The 24,576-nt window shown below is 60.7% G+C and carries 18 protein-coding genes; 9 read left to right on the top strand and 9 right to left on the bottom strand.

Translation table 11 applies throughout. The annotated features are described in order from the left end of the window. Positions 1-706: 706 nt before the first annotated feature. Positions 707-2,275 (bottom strand): AbgT family transporter, encoded by a 1,569-nt coding sequence (locus J2T60_RS10755; protein ID WP_253449799.1) that lies wholly within the window; start codon positions 2,273-2,275, stop codon positions 707-709. Positions 2,276-2,473: 198 nt separating this feature from the next. Between J2T60_RS10755 and J2T60_RS10750 the strand changes: the two genes are divergently transcribed. The 4 genes from J2T60_RS10750 to J2T60_RS10735 all read left to right on the top strand — a co-directional run bounded on the left by J2T60_RS10750 (position 2,474) and on the right by J2T60_RS10735 (position 10,031). Further along, positions 2,474-3,553 carry an efflux RND transporter periplasmic adaptor subunit gene (locus J2T60_RS10750; protein ID WP_253450822.1) on the top strand — a complete coding sequence of 360 codons (1,080 nt, stop codon included), beginning with the start codon at positions 2,474-2,476 and terminating at the stop codon, positions 3,551-3,553. 6 nt (positions 3,554-3,559) lie between these two features. Then, positions 3,560-6,745 carry an efflux RND transporter permease subunit gene (locus J2T60_RS10745; protein ID WP_253449796.1) on the top strand — a complete coding sequence of 1,062 codons (3,186 nt, stop codon included), beginning with the start codon at positions 3,560-3,562 and terminating at the stop codon, positions 6,743-6,745. Between the two features lie 104 nt (positions 6,746-6,849). Beyond that, positions 6,850-7,824: a hypothetical protein gene (locus J2T60_RS10740; protein WP_253449793.1), complete on the top strand. Its 975-nt coding sequence runs from the start codon at positions 6,850-6,852 to the stop codon at positions 7,822-7,824. A 59-nt stretch (positions 7,825-7,883) separates the two neighbouring features. Next, positions 7,884-10,031 (top strand): M3 family metallopeptidase, encoded by a 2,148-nt coding sequence (locus tag J2T60_RS10735; protein WP_301288464.1) that lies wholly within the window; start codon positions 7,884-7,886, stop codon positions 10,029-10,031. 64 nt (positions 10,032-10,095) lie between these two features. Here J2T60_RS10735 and J2T60_RS10730 read toward each other — a convergent pair whose 3' ends face one another. Both J2T60_RS10730 and J2T60_RS10725 read right to left on the bottom strand, forming a co-directional pair. Further along, positions 10,096-10,995 carry a fructosamine kinase family protein gene (locus J2T60_RS10730; RefSeq protein WP_253449786.1) on the bottom strand — a complete coding sequence of 300 codons (900 nt, stop codon included), beginning with the start codon at positions 10,993-10,995 and terminating at the stop codon, positions 10,096-10,098. A gap of 135 nt (positions 10,996-11,130) precedes the next feature. Continuing rightward, positions 11,131-11,739 (bottom strand): HNH endonuclease, encoded by a 609-nt coding sequence (locus J2T60_RS10725; RefSeq protein WP_253449783.1) that lies wholly within the window; start codon positions 11,737-11,739, stop codon positions 11,131-11,133. Positions 11,740-11,994: 255 nt separating this feature from the next. Between J2T60_RS10725 and J2T60_RS10720 the strand changes: the two genes are divergently transcribed. The 4 genes from J2T60_RS10720 (at position 11,995) to J2T60_RS10705 (ending at position 17,285) form a co-directional block, all read left to right on the top strand. Beyond that, the gene (locus J2T60_RS10720) at positions 11,995-13,119 is read left to right on the top strand and encodes a Re/Si-specific NAD(P)(+) transhydrogenase subunit alpha (protein WP_253449780.1); all 1,125 of its coding nucleotides are present in this window, start codon (positions 11,995-11,997) and stop codon (positions 13,117-13,119) included. Then, positions 13,116-13,415 carry an NAD(P) transhydrogenase subunit alpha part 2 gene (locus J2T60_RS10715; RefSeq protein ID WP_301288411.1) on the top strand — a complete coding sequence of 100 codons (300 nt, stop codon included), beginning with the start codon at positions 13,116-13,118 and terminating at the stop codon, positions 13,413-13,415. Before J2T60_RS10720 ends, J2T60_RS10715 begins: the two co-directional genes overlap by 4 nt. 5 nt (positions 13,416-13,420) lie before the next feature. Then, on the top strand, positions 13,421-14,812 hold the full coding sequence (locus tag J2T60_RS10710) for an NAD(P)(+) transhydrogenase (Re/Si-specific) subunit beta (protein ID WP_253450816.1): 1,392 nt from the start codon (positions 13,421-13,423) through the stop codon (positions 14,810-14,812). Between the two features lie 97 nt (positions 14,813-14,909). Then, positions 14,910-17,285, top strand: coding sequence for a putative bifunctional diguanylate cyclase/phosphodiesterase (locus tag J2T60_RS10705; protein ID WP_253449777.1), 2,376 nt, complete (start codon positions 14,910-14,912; stop codon positions 17,283-17,285). Here the strand turns inward: J2T60_RS10705 and J2T60_RS10700 are convergent, their stop codons facing one another. Together J2T60_RS10700 and hemH are read right to left on the bottom strand one after the other, a co-directional pair. Continuing rightward, the gene (locus J2T60_RS10700) at positions 17,286-17,966 is read right to left on the bottom strand and encodes a hypothetical protein (RefSeq protein ID WP_253449774.1); all 681 of its coding nucleotides are present in this window, start codon (positions 17,964-17,966) and stop codon (positions 17,286-17,288) included. Positions 17,967-17,977: 11 nt separating this feature from the next. Further along, positions 17,978-19,087: a ferrochelatase gene (gene hemH / locus J2T60_RS10695; protein WP_253449772.1), complete on the bottom strand. Its 1,110-nt coding sequence runs from the start codon at positions 19,085-19,087 to the stop codon at positions 17,978-17,980. Positions 19,088-19,178: 91 nt separating this feature from the next. Between hemH and tsaA the strand changes: the two genes are divergently transcribed. Further along, positions 19,179-19,853, top strand: a complete 675-nt coding sequence (gene tsaA / locus J2T60_RS10690; RefSeq protein ID WP_253449769.1) for a tRNA (N6-threonylcarbamoyladenosine(37)-N6)-methyltransferase TrmO — start codon at positions 19,179-19,181, stop codon at positions 19,851-19,853. A 6-nt stretch (positions 19,854-19,859) separates the two neighbouring features. Here tsaA and J2T60_RS10685 read toward each other — a convergent pair whose 3' ends face one another. The 4 genes from J2T60_RS10685 to glyQ form a co-directional block, all read right to left on the bottom strand. Beyond that, the gene (locus J2T60_RS10685) at positions 19,860-20,639 is read right to left on the bottom strand and encodes a lysophospholipid acyltransferase family protein (protein ID WP_253449767.1); all 780 of its coding nucleotides are present in this window, start codon (positions 20,637-20,639) and stop codon (positions 19,860-19,862) included. Positions 20,640-20,644: 5 nt separating this feature from the next. Then, positions 20,645-21,211: a D-glycero-beta-D-manno-heptose 1,7-bisphosphate 7-phosphatase gene (gene gmhB, locus J2T60_RS10680; protein WP_253449764.1), complete on the bottom strand. Its 567-nt coding sequence runs from the start codon at positions 21,209-21,211 to the stop codon at positions 20,645-20,647. Positions 21,212-21,280: 69 nt separating this feature from the next. Next, positions 21,281-23,386: a glycine--tRNA ligase subunit beta gene (gene glyS / locus J2T60_RS10675; RefSeq protein WP_253449761.1), complete on the bottom strand. Its 2,106-nt coding sequence runs from the start codon at positions 23,384-23,386 to the stop codon at positions 21,281-21,283. Next, positions 23,379-24,311: a glycine--tRNA ligase subunit alpha gene (gene glyQ / locus J2T60_RS10670; RefSeq protein ID WP_253449759.1), complete on the bottom strand. Its 933-nt coding sequence runs from the start codon at positions 24,309-24,311 to the stop codon at positions 23,379-23,381. Before glyQ ends, glyS begins: the two co-directional genes overlap by 8 nt. Positions 24,312-24,576: the final 265 nt, after the last annotated feature.

Here is a 24,576-nt window from a genome sequence, read left to right as displayed (position 1 = left end):
GGGGAGCATGGTGAGGTACATCACGATCCGGAGCTGTCTATTTCAGTAATGCGAACGAAGCCCAAGCCAGCTCACCTCCTCCACTGCTTTAATTCAGGAGGATTGAGTGCAGGGTGGGGCTGGCCAGGGCTGTGCGCGACAGGGATGTCGCGCACAGAGCCCCAGGGATGGGTCCACGCGTCCCTGGACAGTTCCACCCTGTACTCGAGCCGTAAAGTTTAAACAGAAACCCACACTCTCAGCTGTCTGTAGCTTGAATGGACTCGGAAGGAGCTAATAGACATTAGCCTGAGCAAGCCCAGTTAGAACACGGCGCAGGGTCTCTATGGCTCAATGCCACAGCACGGTTCTGTAAAACCCCTACGAGAAGATTCAAGCTGGGTCAGCCGGAGAGAGTGGATCTCTTTCAGAGCTTCACGGCTCGATTACATGGGGGGATTTTCCGGGGACGCTGTGAATCCATCCCTGAGACGCTCTGGGCGCGACATCCGTGTCGCGCACAGCCCCGGAAAATCCCCCCATGCACTCGATCCTTCAGGCTGAAAGCAGTGGAGGAGGTGAGTTGGCTTGGGCTTCGATCGAATTGCTGATGTAGAGCTCAGGGTGGTGATGGGCATCACCATGCTTTCCGCTATTCCACGATGACTATAAAAAAACCGGCCACCATTAAGGTGGCCGGTTTTTCTTGCGCTTGCCCTAGGGCGTCTTAGGGCGCCGGGTAGATGTAGTTGGACTGGATGCCCAAGGGCAGACCCGTGGCCATGCCCACCAGCCAGTAGCCAATCAGGAAGGCCGTCCAGACCACCATGAAGACCACCGAGTAGGGCAGCATCAGCGACACCAGGGTGCCGATGCCGGTGCCCTTCACATAGCGCTGACAGTAGACCACCACCAGCGGGAAGTAGGGCAACAGCGGGGTGATGATGTTGGAGACCGAATCACCCACACGATAGGCGGCCTGGGTCAGATCCGGCGAGAAGCCGATCTGCATCAGCATGGGCACGAAGATGGGCGCCAGCAGGGCCCACTTGGCCGAGGCCGAACCCATGAAGATGTTGAGAAAGGCCACCAAGACCACAATCCCTGCCAGGGTGACGGGGCCGGGTAGCGACAGGCCCTGCAGGAAGTTGCCGCCTTCCACGGCCAGCAGCACACCCAGGCCGGAGCGACCGAACTCCTCAATGAACAGGGCGCAGAAGAAGGCCATGACCACATAGTAGGCCATGCCTTCCATGGTCTTGCTCATGGCCTGGATGACCTGGGCACTGTTCTTGAAGGTGCCGGCGATATAGCCGTAAACCACCCCGGGAATCAGGAAGAACAGAAAGATCAGGGGCACGATGGACTGCATCAGCGGCGCATCGAAGGCGGCGATGTCCCCGTCCGGGCTACGCATGGGTGAGTCGCCCGGAATCACCGACAGGGTCAGCAGCACGGCCCCCAGGCCCATGACACTGGTGGCGATCCAGAAAGCGACGCGATCGCGGCGGTTGATCTCCTCGATCACCGGCATCTCATCCGGATCCCCGTCGATCTCGGTGCCCTTCAGGCGGGGCTCGATGACCCGATCGGTGAGCCACCAGCCCACGGCCACGATCACCAGGCAGGAGGCCGAGGTGAAGGCCCAGTTATTGAGGGGGTTGAGCTGCAGTTCCGGATCGATGATCTGGGCCGCCGACTCGGTGAAGCCCATGAGCAGGGGATCGATGGCCGAAGGCACGAAGTTGGCCGAAAAGCCCCCGGAGACCCCGGCAAAGGCTGCGGCAATCCCGGCCAGGGGATGGCGCCCGGCGGCATAGAAGATCACGCCGCCCAGGGGAATCACCACCACATACCCGGCATCCACCGCGGTATGACTGACGATGGCCACCAGGATCAGCATGGGGGTCAGCAGCAGCTTGGGCGTGGTATTGAGCAGCAGCTTGATGGAGGTATTGATGTAGCCGCTTCGCTCCGCCACGCCCACGCCCAGCATGGCCACCAGCACCACGCCCAGGGGCGCGAAGCCGGTGAAGGTGGTGACCATATTGGCCAAAAAGTGGGCGAACTCCGAGCCCGACAGCAGATTGGTCACCTGCACGGCGTCTTCGGTGCCGGGGATGTGCGTGCGGAACTCGAACAAGGAAAAGACCCAGGACAGGATCCAGACAATAATCAGCAGTGAGGCGAAGAGCATGGCGGGATCGGGGAGCTTGTTGCCCACCCGCTCGACTTTGTCGAGAATACGGTTCATCAGCCCGCCATTATTCGTCCCCGTAACCTGTTCGTTGCTCATGGGACACCTTTTGATCGTAGGAATCGGGTTGCCAAAGCGGGCAAGCATAGCAGTCTGGGCCGCAATGGGAAATTTGCTTCGCCCGATGCGCCTGCCATACTGACGGCCCGATTTCCCCAATGCTGGCGCCGGGTTTGATCGGAACCCTGAGCGCGCGGTTGAGTCTCAGCAGCCATGTTTTCCATAAAAATGATCATTATGCCTTTCAGCCCACCGAGTATTCCCTTCCCGCAGCTGGCTATTCTCGCCCTGCTCCTGCTGAGCCTGTCGGCCTGTTCGGACAATGGAGATGCCGATGAGGGCAATGACAATGACTCGGCGGAACGCCAGACCCCCATTGCGGCCGTCGAGGTCACGCCCAGGGACCTCTCCCGCAACGTCTCTCTTTCCGCACGGGTTGAGCCACGTACCCGCATTCGTCTTGCCAGCCGAATCAGCGCCCGCGTTGAACAGGTTCTGGCCGAGGAGGGAGACCGGATCGAAGCCGGGCAGATTCTGGCTCAGCTGGATGTGGCCGAGGAAGAAGCGGAGCTGGAGCGAGCCAAGGCCGACCGCGACGAGGCGGATCTGGAATATGAGCGTACCGTCAGCCTGCTGGATCAGGGCAATGTTACCGAAGTGGAATATCAGCGCGCTCGGGCGGCTCGCCGGGCTGCCCGCAGCGAAGTGCTTTTATGGGAAACACGCCGTGACTTTGGCACTGTCATCACTCCCCGTGATGCGGTGGTGACCGATCGCCAGGTGGAAATCGGTGAGGCGGTGAGTGCCCAGGATGTGCTGTTCGAGTTGGTGGATATGTCCGATCTGGTGCTCCGCCTGGGGGTGTCGGAGCTGGATGTGGTGCATCTGGAGGTGGGCCAGACCGTGCCGGTGACCCTGGATGCCATGCCTGCTCTGCCCTTGGAGGGGGAGATTCGGCGCATTTTCCCGACCGCCGATGCCAGCAGCCGCCTGGTGACCGTCGAGGTGGCCCTGCCGGAAGACGCCGAAACCCAGGGCGTGCGTCCTGGGTTCCTGGGGCGGGTGCGCATGGCTGTGGATCATCGACCGGATGTGTTGGCCGTGCCGGCCTCCGCCGTGGGGGAGGAGGACGGCGAACGCTATGTCTATGTGGTCAATGAAGATCGTCTGCATCATCGCCCGGTCCAGACCGGCGTGACCCGGGGCAATTGGACAGAGATTGCCGAGGGACTGGATGAGGGCGATATCGTGTTGGCCACCAATCCCATCGACATGCAGGATGGCCAGGCCGTGAGAATCGTGGGATGGCGGGGATAATCGCGCATGAGCGGACCGAGTATTGAGCGAAAAAGCGGTGGGCGCCGAAGCCTGGCCAATACCGCCATTCGGCGGCCGGTGGGGACATTGGCTATTGCCTCGGTGGTCTTCGTGCTGGGCTCCTTCTTCCTGGATCGTCTGCCCATTGATCTGCTGCCCGAGATTGAAAACCCCCTGATCCGGGTCACGGTGAACTATCCCGGTGTGGCCCCGGAGGTCATGGAGCAGCAGGTCACACGGGTGGTGGAGCGAAATCTGGCCGCCACCGAGGGGGTCACCCGGATACACAGTCGGGCTTCGGAAGGACGGACCAACGTCAACCTGGAGTTCGAGCACGGCACCAACCTGGATTTGGCCCTGCAGGATGCCTCTCGCCTGCTGGAACTGGCACGCACACAGCTGCCGGAAGACATCGACCCGCCCCGGCTGTACCGATTTGATCCCGCCCAGGATGCCATCTGGGAGGCGGGTTTTAGTTCCACGGTTCGTTCCGAGACCGAAGTCCGCGACTGGGTGGAGAATCAGCTGGCACCCCAGCTCTTGTCCATTCATGGGGTCTCCGGTGTGGAGGCGGCCGGGGGGCAGGTCCGGGAAATGGAGGTCATTGTCGACCAGGAGCGGCTGCGCTCCTATGGTCTGACCATGGAGCACCTGGTGATGACCCTGGAAGGGGAGAATGTGGATATCGCCGCCGGCTGGGTGACCTCTGAGACCTTTGATGTCATGGCCAAGACCGACGGTCTTTTCCAGTCCGCCGATGACATCGCCAATGTCCTGATCCAGCTGCCGGACAATGATCAACGGATCCGTCTGTCCGAAGTGGCCGAGGTCCGGGACGGTTACGGCGATCAGCGTCTGTTTGTCCGCCTCAATGGGGTGGAAGCGGCCCAGATTTCGGTGTTCAAGATCCCCGAGGCCAATACCGTGGAAGTGGTGGACGAAATCACCGACACCATGGACCGCCTGGAACGAACCGGCTTTCTGCCCGAGGACATCCAGTACGAATCCACCCGGGACCCCACTTATTTCATCCGCGGGGCCATCAGCTCCGTGGGGACGGCGGCCATTCTGGGCGGGGTTCTGGCCATGACCATGGTCCTGCTTTTCCTGGGAAGCCTGCGCAAGAGCTTTGTCATCGGCCTGTCTATCCCCGTGGCCCTGATGGCCACCTTTGCCATGATGGGGGCCAGTGGCCTGACCCTGAACATCATGAGTCTCGGCGGCCTGGCCCTGGGCGTTGGCCTGCTGCTGGACAACGGCATCGTGATGCTGGAAAACATCTATCGTCACCGGGACGAACTGGGTAAGTCGCCGGATGATGCCGCCCACGACGGCTCCCGGGAAGTGGTCTCCGCCATTACCGCCGGGACCCTGACCAATCTGGCCGCGGTGGTGCCCTTCCTGCTGATTACCGGCATGGCCGCCATGGTCTTCCGGGAACTGATCCTGACCATTTCCTTTGCCATCCTGGCCACCCTGGCCGCCGCCCTGACCCTGATTCCCATGCTGGCGGCCCTGCTGGCCAAGGTGCGTTTCGAGTCCGGCCTGTCCCGGACCCGTCTGATCACCGGCTTCAATGCCGTGATCGATCGCCTGCGGGGCGGCTATCGCTGGCTGCTGCCCAAGGTGCTGACCTTCCGCTGGGGGGTGCTGACCCTGGCCGTGGCGGGTCTGGTGGGGGCCAGCTACCTCTCCGGCCAGCTGGGCAATACCTTCCTGCCCCAGGTGGATGACGGCAATGTGAGTGTCTCCATGAACCTGCCACCGGGGACGCCGCCCCATGAAAATGATGCCGCCACCCGCCAGATCGAGGAAGTCATCGACGGCATGCCCCATGTGGAATCGGTCTTCACCCGTGTGGGCGGCCATTTGAGCGGCGGGGTGATTTCCGAGCGGCCCGGCACCTCACGTTTGAGTATTCAGTTGGTGCCGGCCATTGAGCGGGACATGACCGCCGGTCAATGGGTGTCGGAGGCCCAGGATCGCCTGGATGCCCTGGATATTCCCGGCGCCCGGATTCATGCTCGCCCGCCCTCCATTCCCGGCTTGCGTTTCTCCGTGGCCGGCACGGATATGTCCATCGGCATCGTCGGTGAAGACCTGGACGAGCTCAACCGCCTGGCCCAGGAGCTGGTGGCCCGGCTGGATGGCATTGAAGGCCTGGAAGGGGTTGAGGTGGGCCGGGAAGACCAAAGCCCGCTGTTGCGGGTCCGGGTGGACCGGGAGCGGGCGGCCGACCTGGGCCTGAATGTCTCCGATGTGGGCAATGCCCTGCGCAATGCCATTGAAGGGGCTGTACCAACTCGATTTGTGACCGGGCAGACCGAATATGATGTGCGCGTGCGTCTGCCCCAATCCGACCGCACCGATCCCGAGGCCCTGGGTGGCATGATGCTTTACCGGCCCAACGGCGAACCGGTTCTGTTGCGGGATGTGGCCGACTTCGAGCTCACCGAGGGGCCGGCCCATATCGAACGGGAAAACCAGAACCGTCTCAAGCGGGTCAACGGGGATATCAATACCGAAATCCGGGATATCGGTAGCGTCATGGCCGATGTGGAAGCCCGCATGGCGGAGATGGATTTCCCGGACCACATCAGCCTGCTGGTGGGCGGGCAATGGGAAACCATTCAGGACACCAATCGGGAGCTGCTGACGGTCATCCTGCTGGCGGCCTTTTTGGTCTTCGTGGTCCTCACCGTGCAATACGAGCGCCTGGCCAATCCCCTGGTGATTCTCAGTGCCGCCCCGCTGGCCCTGATCGGGGTGGTGGGGATTCTCTGGCTGACGGACAATCCCCTGTCCGCCCCGGTCATGATCGGGGTGATTCTGCTGATCGGGGTGGTGGTGAATAATGCCATTCTGCTGGTGGAATACATCGAGCTGGGCCGACGGGAACAGGGCTTGTCCATCCGGGAGGCCATTGTCGAGGCCGGTGCCATCCGCCTGCGACCCATCCTGATGACCACCAGCACCACGGTGCTCGGCATGACACCCCTGGCCATCGGTCTGGGTGAAGGGGCCGAGATCATGCGGCCCCTGGCCCTGGCGGTGGTGGGGGGGCTGCTGATGGCCATGCTGCTGACCCTGTTCGTGGTGCCCTGCCTCTATTACATTGTCAGCGGCTTCTCCGAACGCCTCAAAGCCTGGCTGACAGGCCGTCCCCAGGCTTCTCCCGCCTCTGCTCCTTGAGGGGCGGGGATGGTTTCTGCCCTTGGGGCGCGGTATTCTGGCTAATCGTCTTCGGACCGGGGGTCCGGAGGCTTTGCCTGGATTTCCGGTAGAGGGGGATGACGATGCGTGTGAACTGGATCCTGTTGGCCCTGGCAGCGGCCACCCTGATTTTCCTGATGATTTTGCGTCCGGGCGGGACGCCCGATCAGCAAGCTACCGAATTTGCTGATGACAGCGCCGATTCGGAGCGCCAGGCGTCTTCTGTGCCGGCAGATTCGGGCGAAGTCCGCGAGCGTCGAGCCCCGGAGGCAACGGCTGACGCAGGCGAGGCGGTGGTTGATCCGCAGCCGGAAGCCGAGCGTCCCAGCGGTGGCTATGATTCCATTGGACGCTTGTTCCACGCCAGTGATGACTACCATGCCCTGACCGAGGACATGATCGACGCCGCACAGGAAGGGGACGCGGCGGCACAGTATTATCTGTCGCGGGTTCTCTCCCAGTGCCGCTTGGCTGTTTCCCAGTTTGATGGAGAGTTCCCGGATGAGCAGCAGATGGCCATGGCCACCCCCGGTGAGCTGAATCCGGAGATCAATGATCTGATGATGGAACAGGTGGGCCGTTGCCGAGGCTTTTTTGACGACGAGCCTGATCACTATGGTGATGCAGACGGCTGGCTTGAAGAAGCCGCCAAGCAGGGCTATGGTCCAGCCGTGATGCAACAAGGCATCCGCCAGTACCAGCACTGGCGCGTTGGGCGGGACAGTGATTTTGATCCGGCCCAGGTGGTGGATACCTTGCGGAAGCGAAATCCGGACACCCTGGCCAGCGCCAGCCAGTTGAGTGCTCTGGGAGGCTCACCCCAGGAAGATGAGATGGCTTGGCTGATGCTGGCCTGCGAGTATGGACAGGATTGTTCCGCGGATGCCGACTGGGTCAAGGCCCTCTGTTTGCAGGAAGGGTGTCCACCCGGTTTCCAGGGCGCCGAGGATGCCCTGTCACTCTTGATGACCCCCGGGGAGCTGGAACGGGCCCGGGATCGCATGGATGAACTGGAACAGGCATTGGATGCCGGTGATTTCGAATCCCTCTTTCCTTAAAGCGAGATGCTTGTATCAACGTATGTCTTAGGAGATAAAACGTGAAACTGCGATATTTGATGGGTCTGAGCGCCCTACCGTTATTACTGATTGCCTGTGGTGAAAGCCAGGAATTGGATACCGATGCCAATGGCGAAGCCCCGGCTGCGGAAACCACCACCGCCGACAGCAACCCCCTGCTGATGGAAAGCGAATTGCCCTATGGCATGCCTCCCTTCGACAAAATCGAGAGCGAGCATTTCGCCCCGGCCTTGGAAAAGGGCATGGAAGAGCATATGGCGGAGATTGAAGCCATTGCCGGCAATCCCGAACCGCCCACCTTTGAAAACACCATTGTCGAGCTGGAGCGTGCAGGCCAGCTGCTCAGTCGGGTGAGCCGGGTTTTCTCAGCATTGTCCGGCACCGTGACCGATGACACCCTGCAGGATACCCAGCGGGAAATGTCCCCCAAGCTGTCTGCCCATCAAGACGCCATTAATCTCAATCCTGAACTGTTCGAGCGGGTTGAAACCCTCTACCAGCAGCGAGAAGACCTGGACCTGGATCCCGAATCCCTGCGTTTGCTGGAGCGCTATCACACGGATTTTGTCCGTGCCGGCGCCCGGCTTGATGACAGCGAGCAGGATCGATTGCGGGAGATCAACAGCCGTCTGGCCGAGCTTGGCACCGAATTTAGCCAGAAGGTTCTGGCCGAGGTGAATGATTCTGCCGTTGTGGTGGAAAGTGAAGAAGAACTGGACGGTTTTTCAGACAGTGAGATTGAACGTGCGCGGCGGGAAGCCGAGGAGCGTGAGGTGGATGGCTATGTCATTACCCTGCTCAACACATCCGGCCAGCCGCCCCTGTCCTCACTGAGTAATCGGGAAGTGCGACAGCGGGTCCATGAAGCGTCCCTGAACCGAGGCAGTCGGGGCAATGATCATGACACGCTGGAAATCGTTTCCGAAGTCATGAACCTTCGTGCCGAACGTGCCCGCATGCTGGGTTACGAGAACCACGCAGAATACAGCCTGGAAGAGCAGACCGCCGGCAGTGTGGATGTGGTCAATGAGCTGCATGACGACCTCAACCCCATCGCCGTGCGAAATGCCCGCCAGGAAGGCGACGATATTCAGGCCCTGATTAACGAGACCGAGGAAGAGCCCTTCGAGCTGGCTTCCTGGGACTGGGCCTACTATGCCGAAAAAGTTCGTCAGGACCGTTATGCCTTCCAGGACTCCGAAGTGCGTCCCTACTTCGAGCTGGATAACGTAATGGAAAACGGGGTTTTCTATTCGGCGGAGAAGCTGTTCGGGATTACCTTTGAGGAGCGTACCGATCTGCCCGTTTATCATGACACCGTCCGTGTCTATGAAGTCTTCGAGGAAGATGGAACGCCTCTGGGGCTGATGTTCAGCGATATGTATTCCCGCAGCTCCAAACGGGGTGGTGCCTGGATGAACTCTTATGTGATCCAGTCCGAGTTGCTGGGCGGGCAGCCGGTGGTGGGGATTCATCTGAATATCAGCGAACCATCAGACGGTGATCCCACCTTGTTGACCTGGGATGAAACCACCACCCTGTTCCACGAATTCGGCCACGCCATTCATGGCCTGTTCTCGGACGTACGTTATCCGCGCTTCTCCGGTACCAGTGTGCCGCGGGACTTTGTGGAATACCCCTCCCAGGTTTATGAAATGTGGGCATCCTATCCTGAGGTTCTGGCCAACTACGCTCGCCATCATGAAACCGGCGAGCAGATTCCCGATGAGCTGCTGGAGAAGGTGTTGGATGCTCAGCAGTTCAACCAGGGTTTCCGTACCACCGAATACCTGGCCGCTTCCACCATAGACCAGGCTTGGCACCAGCTGGGCCCGGAGGAAGTGCCGGCCGGAAACGAGGCAATGGATTTCGAGGCCCGTGTATTGGCGGAACACGAAATGGACTACGATCCGGTGCCGCCTCGCTACCGCACACCGTATTTCTCCCACATCATGGGTGGCTATTCCGCAGGCTACTATTCCTACATCTGGAGTGAAGTGCTGGATGCGGACAGTGTGCTCTGGTTCGAGGAGAACGGTGGTCTGAGCCGGGAGAATGGTCAGCATTTCCGTGACACCATTCTCTCCTCCGGTGGTACCATGGATGCCATGGAGCTCTATATGGAGTTTGCCGACCGGGAGCCCGATATTGAGGCGCTGCTGGAGCGTCGTGGTCTGACCGAATAAGACAGTACGGCTTTTGTCTGAAAACCCCCTGTGCGGCTGGTCCGTGCAGGGGGTTTTTTATGGCTTAACGAACTTTTGCGGCTTCGGATAACAGTCCTTCTATCAATCGCGTGGCCTGAGCCGCATAAATCCCGCCGAAGAGATTGGCGTGGTTCAAGGTGTGATAAAGCTGGTAGAGATCGCGACGCAGGGGGTAATCTTCCTTCCGGGGATGGTGGTGGCGATAGGCTTGGTAAAAGCGTGAACTGAAGCCGCCAAACAGTTCGGTCATGGCCAGGTCACAATCTGAATCGCCAAAATGGCTGGCTGGGTCGAAGAGTACCGCTTCTCCGTCTGGCGAGCAGGCTCGGTTGCCGAACCAGAGATCGCCATGCAACAGGCTGGGTGCTGGATGACAATCTGGCAGGAGCCCAGGCAGTGATTCCATCAGGGCCCGCCCCTTTTCCACCATGGCATTGAGGCCTTCCTTCCGGGACAGTTGATCCAGCTGCGGGCCCAGCCTTTGATCCCGAAAGAAAGTGATCCAGTCCGTGGTCCAGCGGTTGCGCTGGAGGGTCAGTCCGATGTGATTGTCCCGATGCCAACCGTAGGCGTCGGCGGTATGACTGTGGAGTTGGGCCAGGCATTCCCCAAGCCGGGCATCCGCATTCTCGCCGGCCGACTGGAGGGGAAGATGCTCACATAAGAGCCAGGCCCGATCTCCGCTAAGCCCTTGACCCAGGGGCCAGGGCACGCGGACGGCACCGGTTTCGCCCAGGGCCATCAGCCCCTCGGCCTCACCCTCGAACATGGCCGCATGGCGTGCATGATTAAGTTTTAGGAAAAGCTGCTCGCCGTCCGGCAACTGAATGCGCCAAGCCTGGTTAATGTTGCCGCCACTGATTGCCTCTGTTGCCTCAACCCGGGGTTTGCGCCCAGCTTCTATAAGAATAGTGCTGAGCAATGCCTCATCAATGCTCGACATAGGCTTGGATCTTTCTCCAGTTCGCCTATCCCAGACCGATCCTTCCGTGCGGGGAGGCAAGCGAGGGTGAATGAATGACCCCGGAATGTTCGGGACGTCCTTTGAAAGGCAGCTTTACTTGACCGTACTGTCGGCTCAGGCCTGCGCCAGCAACCCGCTCAGGCGCTCATGCAAGGGTGATGTCCGCGGAAAATGGGCCAGTAGAAATTCCATTTGGTCCGCCAGTACCCGCCGGCCCTTGAGATAGACATACTCGGCGTGGGTGGGGGTGAAGGGAACTGCCAACAGCTGCATCCCGGACTGCTCTGGTGTGCGGTCCGCCTTGTGGTTGTTACAGCGCTTGCAGGCGGTGACCACATTATTCCAGTGATCACGCCCCCCCTGGGCCACCGGGGTGACGTGATCCCGGGACAGTTCGCCGGTCTGAAAACGTCCCCCGCAGTAAAGACAGAGTCTGGCGTCACGCCGGAACAAGGTGTGGTTGTTCAGGGGCGGGACGTAGCGATAACCCTGTTTCCTGAGATGCTTGCGGTCACCGGGGGTGGCGATAATGGAATGGACGGTGAGTATGGATTGACGTCCGGTTAAGGCGCAGATGCCGCCGTGCAGATCGTAGAGGGCCGATCCGCATTCATAGACCACCTGATCCAGATGGTACAGTCGGGCGGCTTCCTGATAGCCGATCCATTCCAGCGGCATGCCCCCGATATCCGTTCGCAGAACCTGCTGAGCCAGATCATTCATGGGGTTATTCCGGCGTTGCCGGCCTCCTCGAAGCCTGTTGAGGCGGCATCGGCGGTGACTGTGGCCGCTACCGCAGTTGCTTCTCCCCTTCTTTTACATGCAATCCGCCCTGCTTGGCAAATTTTCCAAGCCCAGATCACGAAATCTTCACGTGGGGGCGAATGTGACACGCTCGTGGCACCATGGTTCCATGACTGTGCTGCTACACTCGGACACTGACCCAGAAAAAACATGACAATGGGAGGAAGCAGATCGATGAGTACCATCATCGCGGTACCAAGGGAAACCCGCAAAGGGGAACGCCGGGTGGCCATGGTGCCCAGTCTTGCCGGCAAGCTCGTCAAGGCCGGCGTAACCCTGCGTATCCAGTCGGGTGCCGGGCAATCGGCGGGCTTTGATGACGAGGCCTTTTCCCAGCTTGATGGGGTGGAGGTTGAGTCGGATGTGGATCGGCTCTGGGCAGAGGCGGACCTGGTCTTCTGTGTGCGCCGTCCGGAGGACAAGCGTCTCCAAGAGATGAAATCTGGTGCCGGCCTGGTGGGTTTTCTTGCCCCCTGGGAACGGGATGACTTCATTCGGGCCTTGGCCGAAAAACAGCTGAGTGCCTATGCCGTGGAGCGTATTCCCCGAATCTCCCGTGCCCAGTCCATGGATGCCCTTTCCTCCCAGGCCGCGGTGGCCGGCTATAAGAGCGTATTGATTGCCGCCGAGCATTTGCCCCGCTTCTTCCCCATGCTCACCACCGCCGCCGGTACCATTCGACCGGCCAAGGCTCTGGTGGTGGGTGCGGGGGTGGCCGGCCTGCAGGCGATTGCCACGGCCCGTCGTCTGGGTGCCCGAGTGGAAGCCTTTGATGTGCGTAGTGCGGTGGCCGAACAGGTGGAATCCCTGGGGGCAAAGTTCGTGGACACCGGGGTCAAGGCGGAAGCGGAAGGCGGCTACGCCCGTGAACTGACCCAGGAAGAAAAAGATCAGCAGGCTGCGGTGCTTGCCAAGCATGTGGCCCAGGCCGACATTGTGATTACCACCGCCGCCATCCCCGGACGGGCGGCGCCGCGCATCATCACCGAGGCCATGGTTAAGGATATGAAGGCGGGGGCGGTCTTGGTGGATCTGGCCGCCGAAACCGGCGGAAATTGCGAATTGACCCGTTCCGGCGAGGTTCACCGGGAGGGGGCGGTTACCGTGGTGGGTCCCGAGGATGTGCCCGGGATGCTGGCCGAACATGCCAGTGAAATGTATGCCCGCAACCTCTGGAACTTCGTCTCCCCCTGTATCAAGGATGGCACCCTTAGCTGGGATATGGATGATCAGGTCTATGCCCAGAGTGTGGTCACCCATGCAGGCGAGATTCACTTCCCGGCGGAGGATAAGTCATGATTGAGCTGACCGGCTTTCTGGCGCTGTACATCGTCATGCTCACGGCTTTCGTGGGTATTGAAATCATTTCCCGGGTTCCGGTGATTCTCCATACCCCACTGATGTCGGGTTCCAACTTCGTCCACGGCATCGTAGTGGTGGGGGCCATGGTGGCTCTGGGGCATGCCGAGACCACCCTTGGCCAGGTGATCGGTTTTATCGGGGTGGCACTTGGGGCAGGCAATGCCGTGGGTGGCTATGTGGTCACCGAACGGATGCTCGACATGTTCAAATCCAGTAAAGGGGGCAAGGCGTGAGTGAAATCATCAGCAGAGACACGCTCGACCTCTTGATTCAGGCGAGTTATTTCCTGGCTGTTCTACTTTTCATCCTAGGCATCAAGCGCATGTCTTCACCGGTCACCGCCCGACGCGGTATCCGGCAGGCAGGCCTGGGCATGTTGCTGGCGGTGGCGGTAACCTTCTTCCTGCCGGATATGGGCAATTATCTGCTCATCATCACGGCGCTCTTCTTGGGCAGCCTCCTGGCCTGGATCAGCGCCCGCAAGGTGGCCATGACCGGCATGCCCCAGATGGTGGCCCTCTACAACGGTATGGGGGGTGGTGCGGCCGCCACCATCGGTGCCGTCGCCCTTTACGCCGGTCATGACTATGATCTGGTCATCATGGGCCTGGCTGTTCTGGGCGGCCTGATCGGCTCCATCGCTTTCAGTGGCAGCCTGGTGGCCTATGCCAAGCTGGAGGGGTTGATTGCCAAGACCTTGCGCTTCCCGGGTTTGCAGGTCTTCAATGCCCTGGTGTTTTTCGGGGCCATTGCCAGCGGCATTGCCCTGTTGGCAGTGGACGGTTATCCCTTTGAGCTGATTACCCTGTTTTTCACACTGTCCTTGTTGGCGGGTATTACCATCACCATGCCCATCGGCGGGGCCGACATGCCCGTGGTGATTTCCCTCTACAACGCACTCACCGGTTTGGCAGTGGCCTTTGAGGGCTTCGTACTGGACAACCCGGCCATGATCATTGCCGGCATCGTGGTGGGGGCGGCGGGTACCTTGCTGACCCAGTTGATGGCCAAGGCCATGAATCGACCGCTTTCCAATGTCTTGTTCGCCGGTTTCGGTGATACCGGTGGTAGCGGTGAAGAGGGGCCAGGCGGCACCATGAAGGAAACCGAGGCCTCGGATGCGGCCATCACCATGGCCTATGCCGACAAGGTGATCATTGTCCCCGGTTACGGTTTGGCGGTGGCCCAGGCCCAGCATAAGCTCTGGGAATTCTGCGAGCGCCTGATGGAACGCGGCGTGGAAGTGAAATTCGCCATCCACCCGGTGGCCGGACGCATGCCCGGGCATATGAATGTGTTGCTGGCCGAGGCCGGGGTGCCGTATGACCACATCTTTGATCTGGAGGAGATCAACAGCGAGTTTGATGGTGCCGATGTGGCTTTGGTGATTGGCGCCAATGACGTGGTCAATCCGGATGCCCGCAGCAAGAAGGACAGCCCCATCTTTGGCATGCCCATCCTCAATGTGGATCATGCTGACAATGTGATGGTGGTCAAGCGGGGACGGGGTACCGGTTTCTCCGGCGTGGAGAATCCCCTGTTCTTTGCCGACAACACCCAGATGGTTTTCGGCGATGCCCAGGAAGTGGCTGGCCATTTTATTCAGGGGCTCAAGTCCCTGGATGGCTGATATCCCGGGCAGGGGCCCAGGTTGGCGTGACGCCCGCCAGTCTGGGCCTATTAAGGGCTTTCGGAACCGACAAAGGGAAAGCCATGGGAGGCAGAGCGTGGTTCGCAGCCTGATAAATGCCGCCAGTCTGGGGCGGCGGCTGGAGATTAGCGGGCTGATAGTCGCGCTGTTCCTGATCCTTACCCTGGCTACCGGTTTCGCCCTGTTTCTGGTCCAGACCCAGGGCGCGGCCACTGCTTATATGGCGGGTCAGAGCCACTGGTCTCGTGCCCAACTGGGCACCGTTTTCGCGCTTTATCGCTATGCCGAGTATGGCCGGGCCCAGGACCTGGAAGCTGCCCGGGCCTTGCTGGATATCCCTCTGGGCGACATGGCCGCTCGCCGCGCCATGGATGCCGACGAGCTGGACCGGGAAATGGCGGTGGAGGGAATGCTTCGCGGCGAAAACCACCGCGACGATATCCCCGTCATGATCTGGCTTTATCGCAGCTTCAGTGATCTGCCCCATCTGCGGGAAGCCGCCGAAGTCTGGCGGGAATCCGACAGCCATATTCTGGCCCTGGACCAATTGGCCGACGATCTGGAAACAGCCTGGGCCGAGGGGCCACCGGACGAGGCAATGCAATCACAGCTGCTGACGCAGCTGGAACAGGTCAATGCCAGGAACTACGATCTGACCATCCGTTTTACCAAGGCCTTTACTGATGCCAGTCGCTGGCTGCGCCAGACGCTGATGACGAGTAGCGTGGTGGTCATGACGGTATTGGCGGTGCTGGCTGCTCTGGTGGGGTGGCGTCTGATTCGAATTGTGGATATCTCCCGCCAGCGCTTCCAATCAATTTTTGAGCAGGCGGCCGTGGGCATGGCCGAGATTGATCGGGACGGCTACTTTATCAACGTCAATGCCGCCCTTTGCCAGATACTGGGCTATCCACCCGATCAGCTGATCGGGCAGTCCTATCAGGCATTAACTTTTGAGGAGGATCTTGAGATTGGCCTGGCTCAGGGTAAATCCCTGCTCAAGGGGCGGGAAAGCGCTATCACCGTGGAGCAGCGCTTTCGTCATCGGGACGGCAGCCTTGTGTGGGGTCGGCTGACCGTATCGGCGATCAATGGACGTCAGGGTTCGCCCGAGTCCATGATCGGCATTCTTGAAGATGTGTCCGAGTCCCGTCGCTTGTCGGTGGAACTGCATTACCAAGCTACCCACGATGGTCTGACCGGTCTGATCAATCGCCGGGCCTTCGACCGTGAGCTGGCCCAGGCCCTGCATGCGGTCCGGGAAAAAAAATATAGTCACAGCCTCTGCTTTATTGACCTTGACCAGTTCAAGGTAGTCAATGACACCTCGGGTCATGTGGCGGGGGACCGAATGCTGGTTCAGGTAGCGGACTTGCTAAGGAGCCAGCTACGTGACGGCGATGTGCTTGCACGCCTGGGCGGCGATGAGTTTGGTTTGCTGCTCAAGGACTGTGATTTGAATGCCGCGGCTCGGGTTGCGGAAAAACTCTGTCATGTTACGGAAGGCCTGGTTTTTGAATGGGAGGGCCGTAGTTTCAATGTGGCTTGCAGCATCGGTGTGGTGCCTGTTGAGCAGGACATGCCCAATATCAATGCGGTACTGCGTGCCGCTGATCTGGCCTGCTATGTAGCCAAGGAGAAAGGCCGAAATCGCGTGCATGTGAGCAGCTCGGATGATGAGCACGTGCGGCATCGTCGTGGTGAAATGGAATGGGTTAATCGAATCCGGCACGCCCTGGATGAAGATCGTTTCTACCTGGACGCCCAAAAGATCCTGCCACTGCAGCATGACGAAGGGCTTCGTTACGAAGTCCTGTTGCGATTGCTGGACGAGAATGGCGAAAGGGTGCCCCCGGGGGCGTTCATTCCTGCCGCTGAACGCTTTGATGCCGCCTACCGGCTTGACCGCTGGGTGATCGAGCGGGTCTGTCGAACCCTGGCGGATCATTCCACGCATCTGAAAACACTGCATGCCTGTCACGTGAATCTATCCGGTCAATCCTTTGATCGACCGGAATTTCTCGATTTTGTCCAGCAGCAGTTGAGCTACTACAGCATACCCGGGCAGTGCCTTTGTTTCGAAATCACTGAAACGGCCGCCATCCGGCGTCTGGCGGATGCTACTGAATTCATGGCCGTCCTGGGGCAGAAAGGTTGTCGCTTTGCCCTGGATGACTTTGGTGCGGGTTTGTCTTCCTTCAATTATTTGCGACGCTTACCAGTACAGTACTTGAAGATCGATGGCGCCTTTGTGCGCAACATTCTCACCGACAAGGCAGATCTCGCCATGGTCAAGGCCATTCAGGAAATCGGACAGACCATGGATCGACGAGTAATTGCTGAATTTGTGGAAACCGAGGCCCTGGTGGCGCAACTGCGCAAGATGGGCGTGGATTACGGACAGGGCTTCGGCATTCACCGCCCCGAGTACTGGGAGAATCTTTTTAGGTGATTACTCGAGGGCCTTGAGCATCAGACTCAGGCCATCCGGTGCCGGGATCACTAGCGATTCCTTCTCCCGGCGAATGTTGTGACCGTCATATTCCAGTTTTGCGGCTCGGGCTTCCAGTTCGGGGGTTTCAAAGACCAGGCAGACCTCCGGTCCCCCTTGATCAAACTGCAGGTTGAAGCCTTCGGCACAGACCTCGGTGACGCCGTCTTCATCCGGTGAACGCATCAGGCCCAGGGACTCCCAGAAGGTGGCGGCAGCTTCCGGGTCCCGGCTGCGTCGGCGCAGGGCGCGGAAATAGCCGGGCAAGGCGAAGCTGTCCTGCTGGAAGGGAGGCGGAGAGAAGGTCCGGGCTTCCAGCAGGCAGACGGTCTGGCCGCTGGGATCAAAGAAACCGGCCTCATTGAACTGGTTAGGACCCAACTTGCTGAAGGCCAACTCAATGCCATCCGCTTCCAGTTGGGCTACCCGGGTGGGCAGTTCTGGGGTGACGAAGGTCAGCGAAGGAGAGGGAAAGCGGTAGTCATGCAGGCCCAGGCACAGGCGGCCATCGCTCATGACCCCGTACTTGTGGGGCCAGACATCGCCCACGGGAATGCTGTCAAAACCCAGTCCCTGCCAGTAATGCAGGGAGTCCAGCACATTCTCGCAGTCGATGCTGAGTTCCAGCAGCTTTCCCAGCATGATGGCTCTCCCTATTGCTTGGCCCCCAGGCGGCGGGCGAGACCCAGGCTCTTCTGAGCATCCGCTTCGGCCTGATCATCACTGATGCGATTCAGTTCCGGCCAGCCTGCGGCATGGCGGGTAACCAGCTCCTGCAGCATGTGAAGATGATCCTCGCTGCTGTTGAGCGCCGGGATGTAACGCAGCTTGCCGCCCCCGTGGGACTCGAATAGTTCCGCGTTCTCATAGGCGATCTCGTCCAGGGTTTCCAGGCAATCCGCCGGAAAGCCGGGGCAGGCCACATCAATGTCCCCCACGCCTTCCCGACCCCAGTGTTCCAGGGTCTCATCGGTGTAGGGTTTGAGCCATTCGGCCTTGCCGAAGCGGGATTGAAAGCAAACATGCCACTCATCGTCGGACAGGCCCAGTTTTTCGGCCACCAGGCGGGCGGTCTTGTGGCAATGGCAGTGATAGGGGTCGCCGGCCAGAAAGGTGAACCTGGGGATGCCGTGGAAAGAGAACATCAGCCGCTCTCCACGCCCATTGCGGTACCAGTGTTCGCGAATGCTGTTGGCCAGCGCCTGCACATAGCCCACGTCATCGTGGTAGCTGGTGACCATGCGAAACTCCGGCATCCATCGCCATTGGGACAGAATGCCGGTGATCTTCTCAAAAGTGGAACCGGTGGTGGAGGAGGCGTACTGGGGATAGAGGGGGAGCACCAGCAAGCGGCGTACACCCCGATCACGGAGGGATTCCAGTGCGCTTTCCAGCGAGGGTTTGCCATAGCGCATGCCTAGGGCTAGCGTCACCTTGCCTCTAAACCGCTGCTTGAGCTTCTTCTCCAGGTTCTCGACGATGTCTTCGCAGTGGTAGAGCAGGGGCGAGCCCCGGTCAGTCCAGACCCGGGCATAGGCTTCTGCCGACTTCGCCGGCCGCGTTCTCAGAACTACACCATTAAGGATCAACCACCACAAGGGCCGGGGCACTTCCACTACCCGCCGGTCCCAGAGAAACTCGCCCAGGTAGCGGCGCAGGGCGGGGGCAGTGGGCTCATCTGGCGTACCCAGGTTGGTTATAAGAATGCCCAGGCCAGGCACCTCATCGTGGCGGTAATCGTCGCGGCCTTCGAATCGTTGCATGGTGTGATCGATCCCTCTCTCGGGGGCAAAGTGAAAACAGTCGCATATTGTATCAGCCCGCATTGTCCCGCAGGGCTGGCATAATGGACCGATGAAGCCAATCGCCGATCTCTACAGTGATTTCCCCGAGAAGTTCGGGATTCCCCGCCAATCCGGCCAAGCACCGGCCGCCCGGGCCCAGGTAGTCCTGCGGCCTGCATTCGCCCGGTCGGAAGCGGTGCGGGGCCTGGATGAATGCAGTCATATCTGGCTGCTGTTTCACTGCCACCAGAGCGAGGGCTGGCGACCCACAGTGCGTCCCCCGCGCCTGGGCGGCAATCGCCGTTTGGGTGTTTTCGCCACCCGCTCCCCTTTTCGTCCGAACCCCATCGGTCTGTCCGTGGTCAGGCTGGATGGTGTGGAGATCGATCGGGGCGTGCGTTTGCTGGTTTCCGGCGTGGACATCGTGGACGGCACCCCCATTCTCGATATCAAACCCTACCTCCCCTGGGCGGATTCTCTCCCCGATGCCCGGGGCGGTTTTGCGGATCAGCTGCCGGACGCCTTGCCGGTTCATTTCAGCCCCGAGGCGGAGGCTGCCTTGACGAGTAACGACCGTCGCCGTGCCCTCATTGAGCAGTTGCTGGCCCTGGACCCCCGTCCTGCCTACCATCGAGATCCGGGGCGCTGCTATGTGAACATCGCCGCCGGCATGGAAGTCCATTGGCACGTCTCCCGGAACGGAGTGCAAGTGGATCGTCTGACGCCTTGGAAGGCAGAGTCTTAAGGTGGCTTAGCGTGGCCCATTGCGCCGGCAGGCGGCGACGGCTTCCTCGGCGGTGGGGTACTCGTAGTCTCGATCGGGGCTGATCTGGCGGAGCTGGGTCTCGATCCAGAGTTGGGCTTGCTCATTGATTTCGCGCGGCGACTTGTCGGTCGGATCAATGGGCTCGCCAATGACCATCCGTACCGTGCCCGGTTGCTTGCCGAACTGGACCCGGCCCCAGAAGTCACCGGCATTGTGGCAGACCGGAATGACCGGTACACCGGCCTCCTTGGCCAGCACCGCGCCACTGATCCCGTAGCGACGGGTCTTACCCACCGGCATACGGTGTCCTTCCGGAAAGATCATGACCCACTGCTCGTTGCGTAGCCGTTCTAGGCCCTGTTCAATAACCTGGTCCACGGCCCGGCGCCCGGCGCTTCGGTCAATGGCAATGGTGTGAAAAAAGTACATGGCCCAACCGAAGAAGGGCACGTAGAGAAGCTCTTTTTTCATGACCCAGGATTGTGGTGCATCGAACATCACAATCTGGCCCATGGTTTCCCAGGCTGACTCATGCTTGCACAAGACCACGCAGGGTCCTTTGGGCAGCTTGCCTTCCCATTCCACGCGATAGTCCAGACGACAGACAACCTTCAGCAGCCAGAGCATGGCATGGCCCCAGCTTCGCGCCACTGCAAAACGCCAACGAAAATCAAAAGGCACGGCCAGAAAAAAGACGATGACCCAGATTGGCACGCTCAGTGCCATCAAGGTATTGAACACAGTGCTTCTCAGCAGAACCAGCATTTCCCTTAACTTGCCTCTCTTTCTCCGTGTTCCGACAGTAAGACATTGGCCGCTGCCGCCAGATTGTCAAAGACCTCGATGCCCGACAGTCGATCCTCTGCCTCCAGTTGCTCCCGAGTGGCCCGGCCACGTCCGGTGAGTACCAGGATGGGGCGGGCACCGGCGGCGCGGGCCGCTTCCACATCCTTTTCCGTGTCACCGATCACCGGCACATGTTTGAGCGCGGTCTGAAAGCGCTTGCCGATATCATGCAGCATGCCCGGTTTGGGTTTGCGACAATGGCAACCATCATCCGGGTGATGGGGACAGAAGAAGAAGGCATCGATCTCCCCGCCATGGGTTTTCAGCAGGGCCTGGATCTTCTGATGCACGCCCAATAGATCGCTGGGGGTGAAGTAGCCCCGCCCCAGCCCGGACTGGTTACTGGCCACCACCACTCGCCAGCCACCCCGGTTCAGCCGGGCGATGGCTTCCAGGCTGCCCGGCAGGGCATGCCATTCCTCCGCCGACTTGATGTAGTCGTCGGATTCCTCGTTGATGGTCCCGTCACGGTCCAGAATGACCAGTCTCATTGCGACTACCCGTTGCTTGGTTACGCTTCGTAGGAGCGGATTTATCCGCGATTGCCCGGCAGCGGCCCCTTAGCCTGTCTGCAGACGGGAAATGTCGGCCACACTGGAAAAACCAGCCTTGAGCTCGGCCAGCAGGCCCAGTCGGGCGCGTTTGAGGGTGGCGTCCTCGGCCATGACCAGGACTTCATCAAAGAAGCGATCTACCGGTTCCCGCAGGCCTGCCAGGATCTCCAGGCGCCGGCCGTAATCCGACTCTGACTGGGCCTGCTTCAGGCTCTTTGCCAGGGCCTGGGCCAGGTCCTTCTCGGCCGGTTCGGCCAGCAAGGCGGCATCAAAGCCGGCGATGCTTTCACCCTCCTCCTCGGCCTTGCGCAGGAGATTGCCGATACGCTTGTTGGCGGCGGCCAGGGATTCGGCCGCATCCAGTTTCAGAAAAGCGGTAACCGCATCAATGCGGCGGGCGAAATCGGCCGGACGGGTGGGCCGAACGGCGGCGACCGCCTCAAAAACCTCGGGCCGAACACCCTGTTCCCGATACCAGGCCCGCAGTCGTTCCATCAGAAAATCGAACACTTCACCGGCAACCTCTGGTGCGATTTCTTTCACCGTGCCCTGTTCACCCAGCACCGTCAGGCTGCGCTCGATTTGGGCGTCCAGGTCCAGTTCCAGCTGTTCTTCCACCAGCATACGCATCAGGCCCAGGGCAGCCCGGCGCAGGGCGAAGGGGTCCTTGTTGCCGGAGGGCTTCTGGCCGGTGGCGAAGCTGCCCACCACCGTGTCCAGGCGATCGGCAATGGCCAGGGTCAGACCTTCCGGGCTCCCCGGCAAGGCATCCCCGGCCTGGGCCGGGCGGTACTGGTCACCAATGGCGGCGGCGACCTTCTCATCCTCGCCGTCCTCGCGGGCGTAATGCCCGCCCATGATGCCCTGCAGTTCCGGAAACTCGCCCACCATCTCGGTGAGCAGGTCACAGCGGGCGAGGGTGGCCGCCCGGCGAGTGGCCTTCGTATCGGCGCCGATGGCTTCGGCAACTTCTGAGGCCAGGGATTCCACCCGCCGGCGCTTATCGCCCAGACTGCCGAGTTTTTTCTGGAACAGCACCGCATCCAGGTCGTCCACCCGATCCGCCAGCGGGCGGCCGCGGTCGGTGTTCCAGAAGAACATGGCATCGTCCAGGCGCGGGCCAATTACCCGCTCATTGCCGGACTGCACGGTTTCCGGGTCTCGGGATTCCACATTGGCCACGGTGATGAAATGCGGCATGAGGCGGCCATCCTTGCCCCAGAGGGCAAAATAGCGCTGATGACCTTCCAGGGTGGAAATGATCACTTCATTGGGCAGAGCCAGGAAACGTTCTTCATAACGCCCGGCCAGGGCCACCGGCCATTCCACCAGCGCGGCCACCTCGGCCAGCAGTTCCGGGTTCAGTTCGGCGTGGCCGCCCAGGGATTCCGCCAGGCTCGCCACCTGTTCGCGGATATGGTCCTGCAGGCTGCCGGCCCGGTCGTCGAGAAAGACCCAGGCCTTGCGCAGAACCGCTTCATAGTCCTTGGCGTGGGGGATGTCGATGGCCTCGGGGGCATGGAAGCGATGGCCATAGCTGTGACGGCCGGTGTCCAGACCCAGGATCTGGCCGGGCAGGAACTGATCGTCCAGCAGGCAGACCACCCAGTGCACGGGCCGGGCGAATTCCACATCGCCATCGCCCCAGCGCATGCGACGCTTGGCCGGCAGCTTGCGCAGCACTTCATCGGCCAGGGCCGGGACGATGTGCTCGGCCGGTTCACCGCGAATCACCCGTTGCCAGGCCAGGCGTTGGCCCTTGTCGGTGTCCTTTTTGTCCAGCTCTTCAACACTGGCCCCACAGGAGCGGGCAAAGCCTTCGGCGGCCTTGGTGGGCTGGCCGTCGTCATCAAAGGCCTTGTCCACCGCCGGGCCCAGGCGCTCTTCGTCCCGGTCGGCCTGGCGGGCACGCACATGGGCCAGCCGAACCGCCAGACGGCGGGGCGAGACAAACCACTCGCTTGCCTCCGGATTCGTCTCGGCCACCAGGCCGTTCTCCACCAGGGCGGTGGCCAGCTGCTCGCTGAAATGGCGGGCCAGGTTTCGGGCTTCGCTGGGCGGCAACTCTTCGGTACCGACCTCGATGAGCAGAGTATGGGTCTGTTCAGCCATTGGCTGCCCCTTTGCTGTCTTCTTCTCGGCAGAGCGGGAAGCCCAGGGCCTCCCGACGGGCGTAATAGTTCTCGGCCACGGCCCGGGCCAGGCCCCGGACCCGCAGGATGTAGCGTTGCCGCTCGGTGACCGAAATGGCGTGGCGGGCATCCAGCAAATTGAATTGATGGGAGGCCTTGAGCACCATTTCATATGCGGGCAGCGGCAGATCGACTTCCAGCAGCCGCCGGCACTCGGCCTCGGCATGGTCGAAGCCCGCGAACAGGGCATCGGTTTCGGCCTGCTCGAAGTTGTAGGTGGATTGTTCCACCTCGTTCTGGAGGAAAACATCCCCGTAAGTGACCCGGCCGCCGGGTCCTTCCGTCCAGATCAGGTCGTAGACCGACTCCACCCCCTGCAGATACATGGCCAGGCGCTCCAGGCCGTAGGTCAGCTCTCCGGTCACCGGCCGGCATTCCAGGCCCCCGGCCTGCTGGAAATAGGTGAACTGGCTGATTTCCATGCCGTTCAACCAGACCTCCCAACCCAGACCCCAGGCGCCCAGGGTGGGGGATTCCCAGTTGTCTTCCACGAAGCGGATGTCATGTTCCTGGGGATCGATGCCCAGGGCCGTCAGGGAGCCCAGGTAGAGCTCCTGGATTGCCAGCGGCGAGGGCTTGATCACCACCTGGAACTGGTAATAGTGCTGCAGGCGGTTGGGATTCTCGCCATAGCGCCCGTCGGTGGGCCGACGGCAGGGCTGCACATAGGCCGCCGCCCAGGGTTCCGGACCCAGGGAGCGCAGGAAGGTGGCCGGATGAAAGGTCCCGGCCCCCATCTCCATGTCGTAGGGCTGCATCAAGACACAGCCCTGCTCGGCCCAGTATTCCTGCAGGCGCAGGATCAGGCCCTGGAAAGTCGCGGGTGGCGCGGCCACATTGCTCATGGGAATCGCCCTGATTGATTCGAGTTTACGCAAAACAGCGCATTATAACGCGCACGACGTGGCCTTGCTCGTGGCGACCTCCATTTACTGTAGGAGCGGCTTTAGCCGCGATTGAACCATCCGACGCCCTGAATCGCGGCTAAAGCCGCTCCTACGGTTGATGATTCGCACCAACTTGGTGCGATCGGCGGATGGTACTGGTGCATTCCGGATCGTGCGATTGCGCCGGGCCCGCCCTATTGCGCCTTTCCCCGTCCTGGCATGA

This window comes from Natronospira proteinivora (assembly GCF_024170465.1).
Taxonomy (GTDB): Bacteria; Pseudomonadota; Gammaproteobacteria; order Natronospirales; family Natronospiraceae; genus Natronospira; species Natronospira proteinivora.
Note: the sequence above shows the minus strand (reverse complement) of the source record. Positions and strands in the feature narration are given on the sequence as shown.